Raw genomic sequence first — 17,419 nt, 5'->3', positions numbered from 1 at the left:
CGTTTACACTACGTCCATCGAGTCCACTAGGTTCACGATGTCGGTGACTGTCGCAATATAGTTATTTATGCTGTCGAGGAAAAGCTTTTCGTTTCTGCTGCTGATGGGCGCCCTGAGCGAAGGGTGCTCGTCAAAGATTTGCTGGTGGCTTTCGGGATAGACTCGGTGCTTCAGGTAATAGACGCCGTACATGATGGGGAGGAGCGTTGCGTTCGCACGGGCGAAGAAGCCGAGCGGATTGCGGTCCTGCTGCAGGTAGAGGTATGCTTCGCGCAGGTGAATCAAGATTCCCCTGAGCTCCCGTTCGCATTCCAGTCGCAGGCATTCCATGTTGGGTTCGTAGTTTGGTAGCGGCTTTGCTCCGGCAATGGCTACGTTCCTATTGGCAATGTGAAAAAACTCCAGCGGAAAAACGTCCTCCGATGTCTGGATTTCCTTGAGCGTAAAGAAATAGCGAAACTCGATGTTTTCTTTCCTTGCGTCTCGTAGCAGTTCCTGAAGCGGCCTAATCTTTTCGGTGGAATTGTCCCGCAAGATAAAGCTCACCGTCCAGGGGCGTTCCAGAGCGTTGAAGCCTTCCACTAGACCGTCGCCGTGGATGAAAGCCGAAATCAAGTTGTCGCCGAGTGCTTGCTGCAGCATGCCCGGCCACCTGGACCTTTGAAGTTCGATGATGCTCAAGTTCTTTTTCATAATCTACCTCACCAGGAGTCCCTGTTGCCGTATCGGCTCATTCCGCTCCCGAAACCGCCGCCTAGTCCACCACCAAAGCCACCTCCAAAACCGTTCGGGGAGCTTCCAAAACCGCCGCCGAATCCCGTTTTCTCAACTTCGTCTTTCTTCTTGTTCTTGATGGCGCCGCCGAACAGGAACCAGAAAATCCCGTTTCCGCGACCGCCGCTGAATTTTGCCATAAGAGTAAGGAAGAAAACGAACAAAATGAAGAGTATCATCAGCGATGAAACGCTGTTCTGGCTAAGCCTGTAGGGAGTCGCGTCAATGTTTAGGGAAACTTTTTTGGCATCGGCCAGTTTTTTTGCGATGGCGTACGAAAGGGAAAGAATCCCCTCGCTGTAGTGGTATTCGCGAAAGGCGGGGAGAAGCGTCTTTTGCTGGATTTCTACAAGGTCCTTATCGTTGAGATGTTCCTGCGAGGCTTGTGTCACGACGATGTTTTTGGCGTGCCGCTTCTGGGCGATGAAAATCATGATGCCTTCACCGGAACCCTGCCCGAGCTTCCAGGCGTCGGCGGTTTCGTTTGCATAGCGGTCGACGCGTTCGTTCGAATAGGGTATGTCATCGATCAAGACACAGGCCATTTCGATCCCGGTCTTTTGAAAAAGCTCCTGTGCCAAGTTGTCGAAAAGCTTTGTCTCGTTGGCGTTCAGCAGGTGGTTCTCGTCGTAGATTCTGCTGTCGGCGGGACGCTCCGGATACCGCTTGGCATCGGGCGATGTCTCTGCCGTTGCCCACATGGCAAAGCCTATGCAGCAAAGGATGAAAAGCCGAATGGAGAACCTTATTTCTTGAAACATCACCTAGAAAATATAAAGTTTATTACCCAAAAGGTAAACTATGAACTTTATTTTTCAATTGAATTTAGCTTTTATTTGCAAAAAGGCTTAAGTTGTTTTTGTAGGGGGGCAAAATCCATCTTGCCGATAGCCTTGATGGTCGCGTCTGTCACATTTTTACCTGCTTCCTTTGCCGAAGTGATGAACTGGATGCCCTTGCCTTTTAGGGTGAGATCGACATTGTAGGAATATCGGGTCATGCTATCGTTGATCTTGAGTGATTTTTCTTCGGTGGAGCTAATCTTCAGGTCCAGTAGGGGACCTTTTGAATCGGCATCGAGAAAAATAGCCTTCTGAGAAAGTTTCTTTTCAAGTGCAGAGCAGATGTTGGCAAGTTCGTTGCAGACGATGCGGATGGAGCACCGGGCCTGGTTCACCTGGTAGGAGAGCTCGAACGCCTTGCCAAGTCCTGTGCTGCTGAGCAGTTCATCCGAAAAGTCGGGTTCGACAACGATTGTGTATGGGCCTTTGTCGAAATTGACATTTCTCAGATTGAACGTAGCAGATCCGTTTGCTTGGGTGCGGCGTTCCAGCAATGTCTGGAACCCCTGTTTAGCTCTGACGGGAAAGTTTTCGACGGGGCCTATGGCATCGTAGACGGTGACTTTCCATGCGGGCATTTCGGGCATACCGATAGTGAATTTTTCTGTCGGCCCTTCGATGCGGATCTTGGATAGGCGTTCCTGCAGCTCAGATTCCAAAGAAGGAATGTTGTGCTTTAGCTGGTGCGTGTCGTTTACGGGGTAGACTGCCGAAAGTTGCTCGACCAGTTGCTCGTAGGTCTTGATTTTTCTCTTGGCTTGATCCAGCGCGTTCACGGCGATGGCGTATTGCCTTTTGCCAAGTCCTTTGTGTATGGTTGTCTCCAACTCGGCAAGTTCCTGCTTGATGGACTTCATCTGGAACTGAATGTCTGCAGTGTATTCATCTAGGTCGAGTGTTGCGGTTGCCTTGTATCCCTTGCTCACCTTGACCGGCGTTACGATGGCGCCCTTGATCTTGACATTGCTTTCAATGTTGCTTTGCGAACGGTAGTTTTCGCTAAGGGCCGACTTGCCAGCGTCCGTCGTTTCCTTTTTCTCGAGTGTCTGCTTGGCCTGGACCCGTGACGAGATCTGCTTTGCAATTCCCGCCATGGCAGTGTTGTTTGCCTCTTCTTGGGATACATCAGAGGTAGCCGTGTAGGTCACGACTTTTCCTGCAAAGGCTATCCCTGCGAAAATTAAAAATGAAAAATTGAACAGATTCATGTGATTCTCTTAACCCTAACCTAATTCAATCCCTATTTTACTTCCATCACAATGAGCTTCTTTGTAATATTCAGTTTCTTGGTTTCTGCCAAGGGTTTTACGGTTTGGCGGATTGTTCGGTAGACCTCATTTGCGTCTTCGTACTTGAGTGGGTCCGCATAGACGACCATATCGATGGTCTTTGCCGTCATCGTATTGACCTTCACCTTGCTGAACTGCTTCTTGAGCGTCAAGGTAATTTGATCCTGGAGGTCTTCCAGTTCGCTGTCGCCGTAGCTTCCGGTGATGTTCATGACGACCTTGTACTGTGTACCGAAATTGAGATCGTCGACCCAGTAGGCAAGAATCTGTTTTTCAATCGAAGGCATCGCTTTCTTAGCGGCGGACTTGAGATTTGCCTGTTGGTCGACAGGACTTGTTCTTCCGTGGCTGTCGACGGAGCTGCTCTGAGAACCGATCAGTCTTGCCGTCGTGGACTCGTAGGCTTTAAGTTCGACGGTGACAAACCCCTTGGAGTCGATTCTCCCCGAATACTTGATGAAAATGTCTGCGTTCAAGGTCAAACTGGCGATGTATGCCAGGTCTTCATCGTTTCCGGCAATGTCGTTTTGCAGCTGGACGATGTGGTCAATTTCAGATGATCCTTCTAGGGACTTGATTTCGTAGTGCTTGTCCGCGAGATAGTCGTTGATGCCGTCCATCGTTGCTTTCACGAAGGGATTGCTCGTCAGTTGTTGCAGCGCCGAAATTCCGCTCCCGTTTTTTTCGGGGATGACCATGATGACTGGTTTTGCATAATTGTCCACTTCTTTATTCGCATTGGAATATTCCGCCTTGGAATATTTGGAAGCCTTTTTCTTGTCCTTGGAATCTAATTCGCTATAGGCTTTGTTGGCCCGCTTCCGAATGGCGTCATTGTCGCCAGCACAGGCCGTTTGCACAAAAAAGAACAGGAGCAAAAGCAAGAAAGGAATAGTTTTCATATATGATAAAAATATGTAAACGATAAGGGTGCGTCAAGAAAAAAATGAAAAAATTCTTTTTTTTGTCTGAAAGATGTACTATTTAAAAAAAACTCTATATATTTAGGTGAGGATAGCAATTAGAGGTTTAGGTGTGAATTATGTTAGAAAAGTGGTTTTGGCTTCCTGATTTTGCCTCGGATATGGGAATCTGGGAAGATGATCTTGAGGGAATCGATCCCGGTGCAGATCATTCCTTTGTTTCCTACGAGAGTATGGTCCCGTACATGGATCATTTGTTCGACATGCCTGGCATTGCCGAAGCCTCTGTTGTGGTGGGGTGGGGGCTCGGGGCGTTTCTGATGTTGAAGAATGCCGAAAAGCGTCCGAAGGGACAAATGTGGAAGCTCCTTTCGCCCTATGCCGACTATTGTTCCGAACAGGGCAACTGGACCCCCGAAAACTTGTCTTTCATTGCACACCAGACGGTGACTGCCGTCGAAGCGACTCTTAACGCGCTTTATGAACCGATTGAAAACGAATTTGGCGACTGGCAGGATGATTGGTTGAAAAAGGCCAGGTCAATGAGTCCCGAGCTGATGTTTCAGGGGTTGGAATACATGGCACGCAATCGGATAGAAACCCCGATTGCAGGCCTCGACAATGTCCAGGTTCTCTACGGTAAGCTAGACCAGGCTATTTCTCCTGCTATGACGTTGGAATTGAAGGACATGCTGCCCGGGGTTGAATTTAAGGAGCGTCCCAAGGCGGGACACTGGCCTCCAATGCTTTTGTTCTAGGTCGTTTTTTTGCGGAAAAATCCCGCAAAAAGCGTTGTCAGCAGATAAAAGGCGAAAAACAGAAGGAGACCTTTTTCGACAACATCGCCGATATGGCTGTAAAGGGTGTCGCGTGTCTTGAGCGGCATCTTTCTTTGTATGACCCGGTCGGTAAAAATTTCTGTGTTTCCGTCAAAGTGGCCGTACTGGTCGACAAACGCCGATACGCCGCTGTTTGCAAGGCGGGCCATGGGCATGCCGTTTTCGATGACTCGGTAACGGATTAGGTTCAGGTGCTGGTAGGGGGCGGTGCTTCTGCCGAACCAACCGTCGTTAGTGATATTCACCATTAGCCTGGAACCTTCTCGCATCGCTTCGCGGACAAGGTCTCCGAAGATGGCGTCGTAGCAGATGTAGGGGGTCCACGAGAAGGGCTGGTAGACTGGGGTTTCCTTGCCTGCAACGAAATCGCCTTCGCCAAGGTCCACGTAATTCAATATGGGGAACACTTCGTCGAACGGAATACGTTCGCTGAAGGGAACCAGGTGTTTCTTGATATAGCGCTTCGGGAAAGCCTTCGTGTTGGGTGTGAACAGGAACGATGCATTGTAGATGTCAAACTTGCGAATGCTTTTGGGCGGGTTTCTTCGGTAGTCGAGTGCTCCAGTCAAGATGCTTGCGTTCTTTTCATTTGCGGTCTCTTGCAGCAAGTCGATAACACGCGGCTGCCTGCGAATGTGGTCGGGAATTGCGGTCTCCGCAAGTACGATTAGGTCTGCGCCGTCCTTGACGCTGTCGTTTACCATGCCGACGGTCTTTTTGACGATGGCGTCGAATCGTTCCTTGCTCCACTTGGCGCCTTGCTGAATGCTTGGCTGTATGAGTGCAATGGTGGGGTTTCCTTCACTATCGGCACCATGGAACGGCTGCGCTTCGGCCCTTGAAAGGGTGATGCTCCCTTGGATGAGTAGTGCAATAAAGATTACTGCGGGTAGCGCCAAAATAGGAAGGGCTCTTTTCATGTTCTTGGCGTTGCAGAACAGGTGCGCTACGGCTTGGTTTGATCCGACCACCAGAATGGTGTATCCAAATATTCCGATGTACGACAGCATCTGCAAAAGTTCGAGATGGTTCCCAAACACATAGCCCAGGTGGCTCCACGGAAATGCGAAGTCTCCGTAGGTGCGCGTCATTTCAAGGCCCGCGTAGAATACGGGATACAGTGCGAGCAAAACGGGGCGTAACTTTGCGGGTGAATCTTTGGCGAGCGTGTACACAAAACCCGCCAAGGTGTTGTAGGCGCTAAAGAAAGCAATCAGCAAAAACAGCCCAAAGAGGATCAGTCCCGAAGGAGCTGTCTCCACGTGCATCACATTATAGATCCAATAGTAGTTGATGCTGTTGTAGAGCATTCCCGACCAAAATGTGGCGAACAGGGCTTGCCCACGGGAATACTTATTCAAGACGATGAACCAAGGCGTGAGAAGGAGGAGTGCGGCAGGCCCAAGCGGCATGGGCGGGTATGCGAAAGCGAAAAGTCCCCAAGAAAACGCTGATAGCAGAAGGGCGATGCGCGAGTCCTTATCCTTGATGTGGTGAAAATTCCATCTGGCAAAGAGCGATATCCAGAAGAGTCCGATGGGACACGAAGTCAAAATGATCTGAATGAGTCCGGCATGGCCTGCTCCCTTGATGTCTCCGATGTTGTAGTCGAGAGCGAGGAAGAGGAAGGATACGATGGAAAACGAAAAAAGGACTCGCTTGAAGAAGCTTCGGATGTTTTTGAAAAAGAAAAACGGCAGGGTGGCGATGAGCGGAAGAATCTGTTGCCACTGCGTGTAAAGTCCTGGTGTGTTTGGACGCGTTGCAAATGCAACGATTTCAGCAATAAGAAGCGTTGCCAGGTAAATCCAGTAAATTCTAGGAAGGGCTTTAAGTCGAGTCTTAATCTTATTCAACATATTTTCGATTTTTTTATCCCACATTTCACATCTGTTACAGACCGCTCTTATCCTTTGGATTGAAGATTAGCACGAATTCACCTTTGGGTGGGTGCCCCTTGAAGTGTGCCGAGAGCTCCGACGGGGTTCCGATCAGGTGCTCCTCGAACTTCTTGGTGAGTTCGCGCATCAGGGCGACCTTGATTTCACCAAAGACCGTCCCGATTTCTTCGACGAACTTGTCGATGTTGTGCGGACTTGCATAAAAGATCTGTGTTGCTTCTTCGTCTTTCAGTTTTTCGAGCAGGTGGATACGCTGGGCACTCTTCTTGGGCGAGAAATATTGGAAGCAGAAATGGTCCGTCGGCATACCGCTCGAAACAAGAGCCGTAATCATGGCGCAGGGCCCTGGAATGGCGCGGACATCAATTCCTTCGCGTACACACTGCCGCACTAGGTTGAATGCGGGGTCGGCAACGCCCGGCGTGCCAGCGTCGCTCACAAGTGCTATGTCGCCTTCGTTTTTCAGAAACTCCACATATTTCGGGGTCACCTTTTCCTTATTGAAGTCGTGGTAGGCTTCCATGGGCGTATTGATGCCATAGTTGTCGAAAAGGATGCGCGTGTGTCGCGTGTCTTCGGCAAGCACCAACGGGACTTCTTTCAAAGTTCGCACGGCACGGTAGGTGATGTCTTCCATGTTCCCGATGGGGGTCGCGACGATATAGAGTGTATGCATAATATGAAAGATAGTAATTGCTGGGACTGGGCTAGAAGTCTTGCGCGAGGTTTAAGTCGGTGCTTCGTTTCTGCTGCGTTTCAAACTTTAGGCGCTCCAGGAGCTTTCTGTGCATTTCCTGCGAAGCTCCATTGACAAGGTCTGCGCGCAGGCGAGCGAACCAGAAGGCTTCTATATGTTCGTTCTCGTTGAATTCAGCCTTGAACGTGAGCGTGCCATGGCAGTAAATGCGGGCTTCCATGTGATAATTCCATGTTTCGCCAATGGGCATGGCAGGCCAGAAGGGGATGAATGCCGCGCCGATGTTCCAGGAACTCTGTTCTGCATCGGGGGTGACCGAAGCATCGATGTGCGCAACACCTCGGCAGCTTTCCATGGGGTAGCTCGTTGTGTCAACGGCAAATGAGTAGGCCCGTTGCAGGTTTGTGTCCAGGTAGACTGTCTTGTCGCCGAAGGATAGGGAAATCGGTTCAAAGAAGGGAATTGTCCGGGGATATTCCTGCAGGTCATACTTGGCAAGATTTACCGAACAACCCGCCAAGAGGCAGCCTGTCAGCGTAGCTGCACAAATTGATTTAGAAACGAAAAATCTCATTATTGAAAAATTAGTAAATTACTATCTTATGGACGATGTCCAATCCCGCTTACTTTATTTCAGATGCCCATTTGGGGGTGAATCCTCCGGGAGCCGTTCCCGATCGTGAAAAAGCACTGGTGCGCTTTATCGAATCTATCAAGGGGCGTGCCTCTCATCTGGTCATTGTGGGGGATTTGTTTGAGTTCTGGTACGAATACAGCGATTATGTCTGCCGGAACCATTTTGACTTGTTCTTTGCCCTGCACGAATTGGTGAAGTCCGGTTGCGAAGTCCATCTTCTGCAAGGAAACCATGACTTTGCGTATGGGGATTTTTTTCCAAAATCGATTGGAGTGCAGGTTCACAAAGAAATTGTCGTCGAAATACAAGGAAAACGCGTTTTCTTTAGGCACGGCGATGGGGTGGCAAAGTCCGATTTCGGTTACCGCATCATGCGTCGGGTTTTAGATTTTCCCTTGAACCGCTGGCTGTTCCGCCAAATCCATCCGGATTGGGGAATGGCACTTGCTCGCTTTGTTGGCCGCAATAGCCGCAGGGTAGGCGAATCGCGCGTCATCAAAATGGATGAGTACCTGCATTGGGGCGCCCGTATGCTCCGCAAAAACCGTTGCGACTACTGTATCCTGGGACACCATCATGTCTCGGGCATCTGGAATGTCGAAAACGGCGTTGTCGCATCTTCTGGCGAGTGGATAAAAAAACTCACCTACCTCCAGATGGAAGCAGGCGAGTTGACACTTAAGGAATTTGAAGCCTAGTTGCTGTTCTGGGCGTCGTTCGCCCTAGTTTCTGTAGACTTCATCATTTTCTTGCTGGCGTTTTCACCCCAGATCCAGGCGACAACGTCGGTATTTGCAAACTTGTCCCACATGTCATCGAGCCAACACCAGTGATGGGTTTCGCCCTTTTCATCGGTGATGGTCCACTTTTCAGGCGTGGCAGAGAAGGTCATCTTGATCGGCTGGGGCTTGCTGAAACTGTCGTATCCGGACGATTCGGCAGCAGGCGGGTCAATCTCAATGGTCCAGGACTTGCCCTCGGTCCTTTTGTAGATGGCGATGTTGTAGGCAATGAGGATGACTACCAGGATGATTGCTCCCTTGAAGTTCTTCTTGCTCAAGAAGAAAATCAGAAGAAGCACCATCAACACGGCGAGTGCTCCAAGGTTATAGTGGGTCGTATAGAATAGTTTTAGAATGTCTATCATGATAGACCTCTCTGTCTAGGTTACTTTTTGGACGACTTTTCGGCGGCTTTCTGGCTTGATACCAGTGCGGCTACGCTAAAGGTGATTGTTTTACCGTCAACCTTGCATTCGGTACGGAAACTCTGCTTGGGGAGCTGGAGGCCGTTTGCCGAGAAGGTTCCCATGAACGATGCGTTGGCATGGCTTGCGATGGTGCGCACGTTAATGAACCCCTTGTCCTTGCTGAAGGTGAGCTTGAAGACCTTCTTCACGCGATCGTAGTCGGCGATCATGGTCTTGTTGACGGTCGTGTTGACGGCGTCTCTGGTGTGACGGTCGAAAATGATGGTGCCACGGGAATCGATTGAGAGCATGGTTTTGTTCGCGATCGAGTTGCGGCAGGCAATCAGCTGCCAAGGACCTTTCTTCTTGGTGGCATTCTTGCTTGAGAAAATATACTTGTTGCCTTCTTTTTCCAGTTCGTAGGGGCCCGTGACGATCTTTTCGCCGATGGCGTTCAGGGCGCCCTTGATGTAGAGAAACTTGGACTTGGTCGAATTGACTCCGACAATGAAGCGGAAGGAGGTCGTCTTTGCTTCTTTGGTGGGGGTGATGGCGATACGCTTGCCGGCAGGGTCCACTTCGATGTCGGCATAGGGGCCGATTTCTACGATTTCACCCTTCTTGGACGATTCTTGCTTGGCCATCTTGTCGAGTTTCATAGCCTTGATGGCTTGTTCTGGAAACCGCAGAAAACCGCGAATATCCATTTTTACAATGATATTATCCATAAACACCTCTTTTTGTTTATTTGTGGTTTTCTAGGTAAACTAATAAAAAAAATTAACAAAATCAATACTTATAAGAAAAAAAGCACAAAAACTGTTCACAAAAAGTTTTTTTTATATGTTTTTCTGCAAGAATTTGTCCTAGTTTATGGAGATAAATTGTCGCGGATAGAATTTGTTAGTGTTTTTTGCAGGGGATCCCCGCCACGAACAACAATTTGTATTTTTTTGAGATTTTGGATTTCTTCTTTGGTGCGTTCTTCGTGTTGCTTGCGGTCCATTAAAACGATGATCCGTTCGCCTTGAGCGTTGATTTTATCTGTATCTGCGCGCAGTGATGTTCGCACCAGGAATTTGGGGTAAAGAAACCCATATTTCCGGTGAATGGAAGAGGCGATGTCCAGGATGGGGTCGATAAGAATCGTGTAAGAATCCTTGGTGGATTGCTGTGCGGCAAGGATTGCTCCCGTCCCGCGCCCCGCAATGTAACTGGGAATATTCCCATTGACTTGGGATGCACATTCCTTGATCTGCTCGGCGTCTTTTTCGAAGGTTTCAGCGCTTGGAGTACCCTTGTTTTCTCCTGAACCGCGATAGTTGAATGTGACGACGCTCACATTGGGGATGGAATCGATTTGTGCCAAAAACTGGGCGGCGTCCTCGTCGGCTTCGGGGTAGTAGAGGAGAGTCTTCGCGTTCTCGCTTCCGATGCTAAAACCGTGCAGGACTGTTCCGTCCTCGAGCGTGCAGGTGAGAGCCTTCGCCTTACTGCGGATCGCTTCGTTTGCTTCTTTGTGGTAGATGGCGCGCGGAAATGCGTTCCTGCGTTCCGTAAGGGCCAGGTAGAACACCATACTGACATAAATGACGCACAGAATGCCTGCGATGCGAAGAAGCCGGAATGCGACTGCTTTCAGAAACACGGCGATTTTGGGAAGGGGCTGATTCATGGTGCCAAATGTAGAAAAAGGCGGTGTGGCGCTCGGAAACGAAAAAGGACTTTCGCCTGATTCCAGACGAAAGTCCAAAGGATGGGATTGGGTGTTCCTTGAATATATCTAAAAAAAAGCGGAAGCGTATCACTTCAAAATGCAAAAGTGTTCCCGATGTGTTCTTTTTACAAAGAATAACGCATTTTTACGATAAAAACCTGAAAAAGGGTGTTCCCAAAAAATGAAGAAAAAAGTATATTTAAAAGTGATGAACGTATACGCTTACTACAACTATCGAAAGTACCTGCAGGACTACTACGATTACCGCAAGTCTGTGCAACGCTACTTTTCTTACAGGTCCTTCGCCAAGAAGGCGGGGTATTCCTCGTCGGGTTTCTATTTGGACCTGGTCCGAGGGCGCAAGTCGCTTACGCCTCAGATGTTGCCCAAGTTTATTGCGGCTCTCGGCCTGAATGAAAAGGAGGGCCGCTATTTCACCTTGATGGTTGATTTTACGCATGCGACGACTCCGGCGTCGAAGCAGGCCATCTTCGAACAGATGTCCGCCCTTCTTCCGAGCACGATCAAGTCGCTGACCAAGAGCCAACAGGAATATTATAGTAAGTGGTATTACGTGGCCGTCCGTGAGACATTGTCCGTCCTGAACATTGGCCCCAAGAACATCCAGGAACTAGCCCTGTTCCTGAATCCCCGTATTACGCTGCCGCAGGCGAAGCAGGCTATTCAGCTGCTGTTGTCCCTGCAGCTGATCGAACTCGACGACAAGGGCTTCTACCGTTCGGTGAACAAGGCCATTTTCAGCGGCTCCGAGATTGCGCCGCTGTTCGTCCATCAGTTCCAGAAGCAGATGATTGATCTGGGCAAGGACGCCTTGGACCATTACAGTACCGAACGCAGAAATGTATCTTGTATGACCATGAGTGTTTCTGCCGAAGGTCTCGAACGCATCATCAGCAAAATCGATCTGTTCCGTAAAGAGGTCGTGGATATTATCCGCTCCGACGAAGGCGAGACGATGGTGTGTCAGATGAATATTCAGTTTTTCCCGCTGAGCAAGGAAAAGGTGGATCTGCCGCCGGAAACCGAGGAGGAAAAATGAGAAAGAAGTTTTCCCTTTTGATGGGTCTTGTATCGGCTTTTGCTTTGTCTATTGTGGCATGCAGCAACGACAAGGTTGCTGGTACAGTTACAGATACCGGGAACACCATTGCCGAAGAACGGCCGCTGATAAGTGGTGTCGTGCACCGTGTCGATGGGACCCCTGCAGCAGATGCCATGGTGCGCATGGCTCGTATGGCTGTCTACGATACCGTTTTGCACATTCCTGAACAGGTCGAAGTCTACACCGATAGTGACGGTGTCTATGCTTTTGACTCGGTCATTTCGGATACGTTCCAGCTGGCAGTGATTGATACTTCCGCTGCGGAAATCTTCTTCCTGCCGCGCACCACCTTGGAATCAAAGGCTCTCGACAGCATCAAGCTTGCGAAGGCGGCCGTGGTGAATTTTGTGCTCTACTTCGAAGATGTCGAAGATTCGGCCGTTTCCGTGGGTGGTCACTTCAGAACCTGTCTCTCGGGTACGCCATTCTGCGAAGACATGTTTGCTTCCGACACGACCTTCATGCTGATTCCCGCCGGAGACTGGGATTTGGAATTCTTCCCGGGAGATTCCATGACGGTGGCCCGCATGCAGTCCCTTGGTTTTGCGGACAGCCTTATTTTCCGCAATTGGAACTTGAACAAGATCAAGGCAGGGGATACCGTGACTCCAGGTCCGTTTGTTTGGAGTACGACGACCGAAGTTGATACCTTAATCAAGGAAGCTGAAAATGTCGCTCGGATTTCGGGAAAGGTGCTGTGCAAGAACGGCAATCCCTGTGCGGATGTCGAAGTCATGCTGATCAAGGACATCTACGGATTCAATTTTGTCGAAGGCGACTCGATGGTGTTTGATGTCCAGACCACGACCGACAGTCTTGGTCGCTGGTGGTTGCCTGTTCCCGATTCCCTGCCCGGCGACTCCTTCCGTTTCGAGTTCCGAAAAATGCAGGACGATCTGGTGACCCAGGTGGGTGTGTCTCGCTACCTGACCAAGAAGGAAATAGAAGGCTTGAAGGACACCTTGAAAGTCAAGGAAGTATCCCTTTCGAAGCCTTCCGCCTTGGAAAGTGGCGTGAACCTGGTTATCGACCGTGATGATACGACCCAGTCGAATAATTGCATGGTAAACAGCGTTGTGGTGGGTATCAAGGGAACGTCGCACTTTGTGCGTGATGCGACCTGCAACCCTATTATGCTGTCGGATCTTCCTATTGGGAACCAGAAAGTGGTCCTTTATTCTGGAATTCCGAAGGCGGTTGACGCCTTGCGCAAGTCGGACATGCCGATGTCCTTCTATGTGACGCTAACGACAGTATCGCTCCCCGAAGGGAACATCCAGAGGCAACAGTGGATGACCTACACTCCACCAAATCAAAATATTTTCAAATAACCCCTTGCCGAAGGGAATCTTATTTACTAAATTTGGGGGCGCATTGAGCTATGGTGTAATGGTAGCACAACAGATTCTGACTCTGTTTGTCTAGGTTCGAATCCTGGTAGCTCAACGAAAAACTCTTTGTTCATACCCCTGAACAAGGAGTTTTTTTTATAAAGTCACAAACGCAAATCACGAATCTCTAATTACGAACTACTTCCTACTATATTTGTACCATGGAATTCTTTGACTACTACGAGAAGCTTTTCGGCGAACGCTGGCCAGGGCTCCTTGAAGCCCTGAAAGGGGAAGGCTGCGCGGTCGAGCTTCGGTTCGGTGATTCGCTGGAGCCTTACTTTTTGGATGAAGCTTCTGTTTTTGCAGCAAAGGCTTTGGATGTTAAACCTGGTGACGATGTGCTAGACATGTGCGCCGCTCCGGGCGGCAAGACCCTGGTTCTTGCATCCATGCTTAAGGGCGAAGGTTCCTTGCAGAGTAACGACCGCTCTCCTGACAGACGCCTGCGCTTGCAGCATGTTATTGAAAACAGTCTGCCGGAAGCCTTTCGTTCTGTAATTCGCGTGACCGGCTATGATGGCGTGAAGTTTGGTCTACACAAAAAGGAGTGCTTCGACAAGATTTTGCTGGATGCCCCGTGTTCCTCGGACCGCCATGTGCTGAATTCGCCTGCACATCTCGAGGTGTGGTCGGCAAAGCGCGTCAAACGCTTGTCGGTGGAACAGGGGGCACTGCTTGCATCCGCCGTAGATGCGTTGAAACCGGGCGGGACCGTTGTCTATGGGACTTGTGCCTTGTCTCCGCTGGAGAATGACGATGTCGTCCGCAAAATTCTGAAGAAACGACCTTCGATGCACATGGTTGAAATCCCCGACCTTTTGCCGGGGGCGGATCGCACAGAATTTGGCGTGCATATTCTACCGGACCATTCCGAAGGACGTGGCCCCATCTACTGCGCAAAGCTTGTGAAGGAATAAAATTTCGATAAAAAACTCCACGAAAATTCGTGGAGTTTCGCTTACAATCTAGATGCGGATTAGACGTTCTTGACGCAGCGGACGGAGATGGCGTCGGAGCGGTAAACCCCTTCGAGGTCCATGGAGTTTTCGGTGATGCTCATGCGATAGGCATTTGTCTTACCGTATTCGTCCTTGCTCCAGAAGCGGGCGCGCTTGCCGAACTGGCAGAAGGTGCCGTTGTTGAAGCGGTAACCGGCAGGGAGTGCAAAGAATCCGACACTGTCTTCGCCGGGGTGCTGCCAAATGCATTCGCTACGCAGTTCAATACCATTGGAGTTGTCGGGGAAATTGTTCATCAATTCTTCCCATTCCTTGAGGCTAGGAATGTGCCAGCCTTCGGGGGCGATTCCCTGGAAGTTATCTTCCTTTATCTGGTGGTACATCTCGATGTCCTTTGCCGGGGATTGTTCCGTATATTCGTCCGGAATGCCCAGGGCGGAAGTCCAGGTGTAGAGTCTTCCGAACTTCTTCACGTTTTCTTCGTCGTTTTTGGGGGCGAAACTACCTTCTGCCTTGTAGCGCAAGTTTTCGGCCATCCAGATCTGGTTGCCAATTTTGACGGTGTGGTAGGTTTCGCCGTCGCGGGTATCCGTAAATGTGCCGTACTTGAATGAGCTGTTGTTTTTGGCGAGGCAATCGTCATAGGATATCTTGTTCTGGGCATCGGGGGATTCCTGTTTCGATGCCTTGGAAATTTTCATACCGATGCGGACCGCAGCGATGATGACGATTATAAGACCGATGATGTTGAATACGATGAAGGAGGTGTGCATATTTTATCCTTTCTTAGAAAATTCGTTTAAAATATAAATAAATTTCTTTCTTTTTTAATTTTTAAACCCTAGTTCAGTGCCCAAGGGTCGAATTTCTGTTTGAGATTTTCCATGCGCTCGCTCCGCCACTTTTTTCTTGAATTCGGGATCTTTCATAAAGCGCTTGAACCACGGAAGCTTGAGCATCCAAATGCGGTCCAGTTCGTTGGCGTAGGGTGTCCAAAGGCTGTTTCCGAACGCCAGGTCGTAGTCCCAAAATGGCCCGAATTTCAATTTTCCTTCTCTTTTGAATGTCATAAATTTTTGATAATATACCTATTTTGATATCTCTTGTAATCAAAAAAGAGCCCCAATCGACTAGATTGAAGCTCTCTTGTAATGGAGAAATTTTTTATTCCACGTATTTCTTGATCAGCCGGATCATCAAATCGGCGAGTTTTTCCACTTCGTGGTCTCCTACGGACGCTTCGATATGGGAATAGCCGATGCCGCTGTCGTCGGTGAGGAATACATAGGTGCCGCCCGTGATAATCTCGAAGAATCGCAACATGGATTCTGTATCCTTGTCAACACCGCTTGCCGCTACGGGAATAAGCTTGATGCCATGCTTGGCGTAGAGGGTTATCGATTTCTGGAGGCTTTCGATGACGTCGTCCTGATGGTGTGCGGGGGCATCGAGAATCAGGAATGCGATGCGTGCACGAGCCGATTCGTTCCAGGAAAAGTTCTGTAACGAAGATTCGAGCGCTGTGTGTACCGCTTCGGGGTAGTCGCCGCCGCCGCTTGCCACCTGTTCGTCGATGAATGTCTGGGTGTTGGCGACGTCTGTGGAAAAGTCCTTGCCTTGGATGACGTATTCGTCATCCTCATCGCGGTAGAATTCGACTGCTGTGCGTAATGCGACATTAGTTTCCGAGTGGGCGTGGTCTATGATGTATTTGAGGTCCGATTGGAGGAATCGGATTTCGTCGCCCATGGAACCGGTGGCGTCAACGATAAAGGCTATGTCTGCCTTGGCATCGGCTTGCTTGGCGTCGCTGGTAATCGTGTTGATTTTGAGTTCATCGCTTAAGATAGAAAGCTTGACGGGGTCTTCAGAGACTTTGCCGTTAACTTTCAACGAGAAATCTTTGGCGTTTACGGTTTCTTTGGTTGCGTCGTCGAATAATCTTACCCAGCAGTAGGCGAGGCCCTTGTTGTCGGTCTTGGTGGCAAATTCTACGTCTTTGCCGTTAAGAAGTTCTACAGAAACGTTGGCCAAGCCGGTACCGTTTTCATCAACAACCTTTACTACTGCAAGCGTTGTGGGGTGAAATTTCCAGTAGGTCGTCTTGTCAGAAAATTCGCCCGTCAGGATGTCTGCCCAGGCACTCCAATTATCCAAATCGTTCCATTCGGAGGCCGTGAGCAGGCCATAGGTTTTCCCATTATATTCCCCAAAATCTCCGCCGGGTGCATAGTCAATTGGAACGTATTCATCTACGAGCATTTCGGGTTCCATGACGGATGGAGCTTCTGTGGCGTCATAAGATGCAGACACCATGAAGTCGCCCTTGTAAGAATCGCGAACGACGATTACTCCATCTTCGGAAAAGCCAAACTCGTTGGAAAAGCCGCTACCCTTGGTTTCGAAGGTGGCTCCGTTTTCTGTTTCGATGTTTTGATTCTTGTGGATGAGTGTGTCTTCGGTTGTTTCCTCGTCGCTATTGTCTGCAATATCCGCTATATCGGCGCTGGTGCTGCTGTCGCTACAAGCGGCGCACAACAAGCTTAGTGCAAACCCTATCGAAAAAAAGATTTTGGATTTCATAGAACCCTCCTTATCTATGCCTAATATAGATAGAACAAAAACGAGACGCAATAGTGTCGCTAGAAAAAGCTTTTTTTGATGTTTTATGTCACAGGGTTTTGTTTGACTCTATTCCACGACCAGCGATTTGTCGTAAATGTAGTCGACTTCTTCGGGCGTGATTCCTCCGGGAACGAGGTCCAGCTTGGAGCGGTTCACCTTCATGGCGGCGGCGAACTGGTCGCGCATTTCGCGCGAAACCTTGCATTTACCGATGAGCTTGTCGAGCATCGCGGCGAAATCGGCGGTACCTTTGAGGCCTAAAAGTTCCAAGATGCGCTTGACATCTTCGGGAACCTTCTTTTCGCAGATTTCCACGTAGGCGGCGAGGAAGTAACCGACGGCGGGGCCGTGGGGCACGCCCTGGTGCAGCGTGAGGTCGTAGCTCATGCCGTGCGGAATCGTGGTGCTCGTGTGCGCGATGGACATGCCCGCGATAGTCGAGGTGAGCATGAGTTTTTCGTAAAGGCCTTCGTCGACGGGAGAGTCGGAGAGGAGCGCGTCCTTGAATTC

General features: G+C 49.7%; 19 protein-coding genes and 1 tRNA gene. 6 read left to right on the top strand and 14 right to left on the bottom strand.

The features are described from left to right. Positions 1–3 precede the first annotated feature (3 nt). From ACKI61_RS10165 to ACKI61_RS10150, 4 genes are all read right to left on the bottom strand, one after another. Positions 4–693: a hypothetical protein gene (locus tag ACKI61_RS10165; protein WP_407457607.1), complete on the bottom strand. Its 690-nt coding sequence runs from the start codon at positions 691–693 to the stop codon at positions 4–6. A gap of 8 nt (positions 694–701) precedes the next feature. Further along, entirely contained in the window at positions 702–1,535 is an 834-nt protein-coding gene (locus ACKI61_RS10160) for a TPM domain-containing protein (RefSeq protein WP_407457606.1), read from the bottom strand. Between the two features lie 71 nt (positions 1,536–1,606). Next, a complete protein-coding gene (locus tag ACKI61_RS10155; protein WP_407457605.1) occupies positions 1,607–2,824 on the bottom strand; it encodes a hypothetical protein in 1,218 nt (405 codons plus the stop codon). A 32-nt stretch (positions 2,825–2,856) separates the two neighbouring features. Then, positions 2,857–3,807, bottom strand: a complete 951-nt coding sequence (locus ACKI61_RS10150) for a DUF6175 family protein (RefSeq protein WP_407457604.1) — start codon at positions 3,805–3,807, stop codon at positions 2,857–2,859. A 140-nt stretch (positions 3,808–3,947) separates the two neighbouring features. On the opposite strand from ACKI61_RS10150, the gene ACKI61_RS10145 reads away from it, so the two are divergent. Next, entirely contained in the window at positions 3,948–4,586 is a 639-nt protein-coding gene (locus ACKI61_RS10145; protein WP_407457603.1) for an alpha/beta fold hydrolase, read from the top strand. Here ACKI61_RS10145 and lnt read toward each other — a convergent pair. Genes lnt through ACKI61_RS10130 form a run of 3 tightly spaced genes read right to left on the bottom strand, consistent with a single transcriptional unit; the run spans position 4,583 to position 7,839 of the window. Continuing rightward, the gene (lnt, locus tag ACKI61_RS10140) at positions 4,583–6,526 is read right to left on the bottom strand and encodes an apolipoprotein N-acyltransferase (protein ID WP_407457602.1); all 1,944 of its coding nucleotides are present in this window, start codon (positions 6,524–6,526) and stop codon (positions 4,583–4,585) included. The two genes, ACKI61_RS10145 and lnt, sit on opposite strands and share 4 nt — an antisense overlap. A gap of 34 nt (positions 6,527–6,560) precedes the next feature. Then, positions 6,561–7,244, bottom strand: a complete 684-nt coding sequence (rsmI, locus tag ACKI61_RS10135) for a 16S rRNA (cytidine(1402)-2'-O)-methyltransferase (protein ID WP_407457601.1) — start codon at positions 7,242–7,244, stop codon at positions 6,561–6,563. A gap of 31 nt (positions 7,245–7,275) precedes the next feature. Beyond that, on the bottom strand, positions 7,276–7,839 hold the full coding sequence (locus ACKI61_RS10130; RefSeq protein WP_407457600.1) for a hypothetical protein: 564 nt from the start codon (positions 7,837–7,839) through the stop codon (positions 7,276–7,278). 35 nt (positions 7,840–7,874) lie between these two features. Between ACKI61_RS10130 and ACKI61_RS10125 the strand changes: the two genes are divergently transcribed. Then, positions 7,875–8,600, top strand: coding sequence for a UDP-2,3-diacylglucosamine diphosphatase (locus ACKI61_RS10125; RefSeq protein ID WP_407457599.1), 726 nt, complete (start codon positions 7,875–7,877; stop codon positions 8,598–8,600). Here ACKI61_RS10125 and ACKI61_RS10120 read toward each other — a convergent pair. The 3 genes from ACKI61_RS10120 to ACKI61_RS10110 form a co-directional block, all read right to left on the bottom strand. After that, positions 8,597–9,049, bottom strand: coding sequence for a hypothetical protein (locus ACKI61_RS10120; protein WP_407457598.1), 453 nt, complete (start codon positions 9,047–9,049; stop codon positions 8,597–8,599). The genes ACKI61_RS10125 and ACKI61_RS10120 overlap by 4 nt on opposite strands. A gap of 20 nt (positions 9,050–9,069) precedes the next feature. Further along, positions 9,070–9,819, bottom strand: a complete 750-nt coding sequence (locus ACKI61_RS10115) for a hypothetical protein (RefSeq protein ID WP_407457597.1) — start codon at positions 9,817–9,819, stop codon at positions 9,070–9,072. A gap of 143 nt (positions 9,820–9,962) precedes the next feature. Continuing rightward, positions 9,963–10,766, bottom strand: coding sequence for an alpha/beta hydrolase (locus tag ACKI61_RS10110; protein ID WP_407457596.1), 804 nt, complete (start codon positions 10,764–10,766; stop codon positions 9,963–9,965). Positions 10,767–11,016: 250 nt separating this feature from the next. On the opposite strand from ACKI61_RS10110, the gene ACKI61_RS10105 reads away from it, so the two are divergent. From ACKI61_RS10105 to ACKI61_RS10090, 4 genes are all read left to right on the top strand, one after another. Further along, positions 11,017–11,868 carry a TIGR02147 family protein gene (locus ACKI61_RS10105; protein WP_407457595.1) on the top strand — a complete coding sequence of 284 codons (852 nt, stop codon included), beginning with the start codon at positions 11,017–11,019 and terminating at the stop codon, positions 11,866–11,868. After that, positions 11,865–13,262, top strand: a complete 1,398-nt coding sequence (locus tag ACKI61_RS10100) for a carboxypeptidase regulatory-like domain-containing protein (protein ID WP_407457594.1) — start codon at positions 11,865–11,867, stop codon at positions 13,260–13,262. The genes ACKI61_RS10105 and ACKI61_RS10100 overlap by 4 nt, the downstream gene beginning before the upstream one ends. A gap of 44 nt (positions 13,263–13,306) precedes the next feature. Next, a tRNA-Gln gene (locus tag ACKI61_RS10095) sits at positions 13,307–13,377 on the top strand. A gap of 106 nt (positions 13,378–13,483) precedes the next feature. Next, positions 13,484–14,242 (top strand): RNA methyltransferase, encoded by a 759-nt coding sequence (locus tag ACKI61_RS10090; RefSeq protein ID WP_407457593.1) that lies wholly within the window; start codon positions 13,484–13,486, stop codon positions 14,240–14,242. 59 nt (positions 14,243–14,301) lie between these two features. On the opposite strand, the gene ACKI61_RS10085 is transcribed toward ACKI61_RS10090, so the two are convergent. From ACKI61_RS10085 to ACKI61_RS10070, 4 genes are all read right to left on the bottom strand, one after another. Beyond that, entirely contained in the window at positions 14,302–15,057 is a 756-nt protein-coding gene (locus ACKI61_RS10085) for a fibrobacter succinogenes major paralogous domain-containing protein (protein WP_407457592.1), read from the bottom strand. A 54-nt stretch (positions 15,058–15,111) separates the two neighbouring features. After that, positions 15,112–15,354, bottom strand: coding sequence for a CotH kinase family protein (locus tag ACKI61_RS10080; RefSeq protein ID WP_407457591.1), 243 nt, complete (start codon positions 15,352–15,354; stop codon positions 15,112–15,114). A 94-nt stretch (positions 15,355–15,448) separates the two neighbouring features. Further along, positions 15,449–16,867: a vWA domain-containing protein gene (locus ACKI61_RS10075; protein WP_407457590.1), complete on the bottom strand. Its 1,419-nt coding sequence runs from the start codon at positions 16,865–16,867 to the stop codon at positions 15,449–15,451. Positions 16,868–16,975: 108 nt separating this feature from the next. Further along, a partial coding sequence (locus ACKI61_RS10070; protein ID WP_407457589.1) for an iron-containing alcohol dehydrogenase occupies positions 16,976–17,419 on the bottom strand: 444 nt, incomplete at its 5' end.

It is taken from the genome of Fibrobacter sp. (assembly GCF_045601785.1).
Lineage (GTDB): Bacteria > Fibrobacterota > Fibrobacteria > Fibrobacterales > Fibrobacteraceae > Fibrobacter.
This window is presented reverse-complemented; position numbering and strand designations above follow the sequence as displayed.

Bases quoted from the DNA above. Each gene is read 5' to 3' on its own strand.
- ACKI61_RS10155 (WP_407457605.1), bottom strand. From the start codon at position 2,824: ATGAATCTGTTCAATTTTTCATTTTTAATTTTCGCAGGGATAGCCTTT.
- ACKI61_RS10165 (WP_407457607.1), bottom strand. From the start codon at position 693: ATGAAAAAGAACTTGAGCATCATCGAACTTCAAAGGTCCAGGTGGCCG.
- ACKI61_RS10105 (WP_407457595.1), top strand. From the start codon at position 11,017: ATGAACGTATACGCTTACTACAACTATCGAAAGTACCTGCAGGACTAC.
- ACKI61_RS10110 (WP_407457596.1), bottom strand. From the start codon at position 10,766: ATGAATCAGCCCCTTCCCAAAATCGCCGTGTTTCTGAAAGCAGTCGCA.
- ACKI61_RS10160 (WP_407457606.1), bottom strand. From the start codon at position 1,535: ATGTTTCAAGAAATAAGGTTCTCCATTCGGCTTTTCATCCTTTGCTGC.
- ACKI61_RS10115 (WP_407457597.1), bottom strand. From the start codon at position 9,819: ATGGATAATATCATTGTAAAAATGGATATTCGCGGTTTTCTGCGGTTT.
- lnt (WP_407457602.1), bottom strand. From the start codon at position 6,526: ATGTTGAATAAGATTAAGACTCGACTTAAAGCCCTTCCTAGAATTTAC.
- ACKI61_RS10130 (WP_407457600.1), bottom strand. From the start codon at position 7,839: ATGAGATTTTTCGTTTCTAAATCAATTTGTGCAGCTACGCTGACAGGC.
- ACKI61_RS10120 (WP_407457598.1), bottom strand. From the start codon at position 9,049: ATGATAGACATTCTAAAACTATTCTATACGACCCACTATAACCTTGGA.
- ACKI61_RS10075 (WP_407457590.1), bottom strand. From the start codon at position 16,867: ATGAAATCCAAAATCTTTTTTTCGATAGGGTTTGCACTAAGCTTGTTG.
- ACKI61_RS10145 (WP_407457603.1), top strand. From the start codon at position 3,948: ATGTTAGAAAAGTGGTTTTGGCTTCCTGATTTTGCCTCGGATATGGGA.
- ACKI61_RS10080 (WP_407457591.1), bottom strand. From the start codon at position 15,354: ATGACATTCAAAAGAGAAGGAAAATTGAAATTCGGGCCATTTTGGGAC.
- ACKI61_RS10090 (WP_407457593.1), top strand. From the start codon at position 13,484: ATGGAATTCTTTGACTACTACGAGAAGCTTTTCGGCGAACGCTGGCCA.
- ACKI61_RS10100 (WP_407457594.1), top strand. From the start codon at position 11,865: ATGAGAAAGAAGTTTTCCCTTTTGATGGGTCTTGTATCGGCTTTTGCT.
- ACKI61_RS10125 (WP_407457599.1), top strand. From the start codon at position 7,875: ATGTCCAATCCCGCTTACTTTATTTCAGATGCCCATTTGGGGGTGAAT.
- ACKI61_RS10085 (WP_407457592.1), bottom strand. From the start codon at position 15,057: ATGCACACCTCCTTCATCGTATTCAACATCATCGGTCTTATAATCGTC.
- ACKI61_RS10150 (WP_407457604.1), bottom strand. From the start codon at position 3,807: ATGAAAACTATTCCTTTCTTGCTTTTGCTCCTGTTCTTTTTTGTGCAA.
- rsmI (WP_407457601.1), bottom strand. From the start codon at position 7,244: ATGCATACACTCTATATCGTCGCGACCCCCATCGGGAACATGGAAGAC.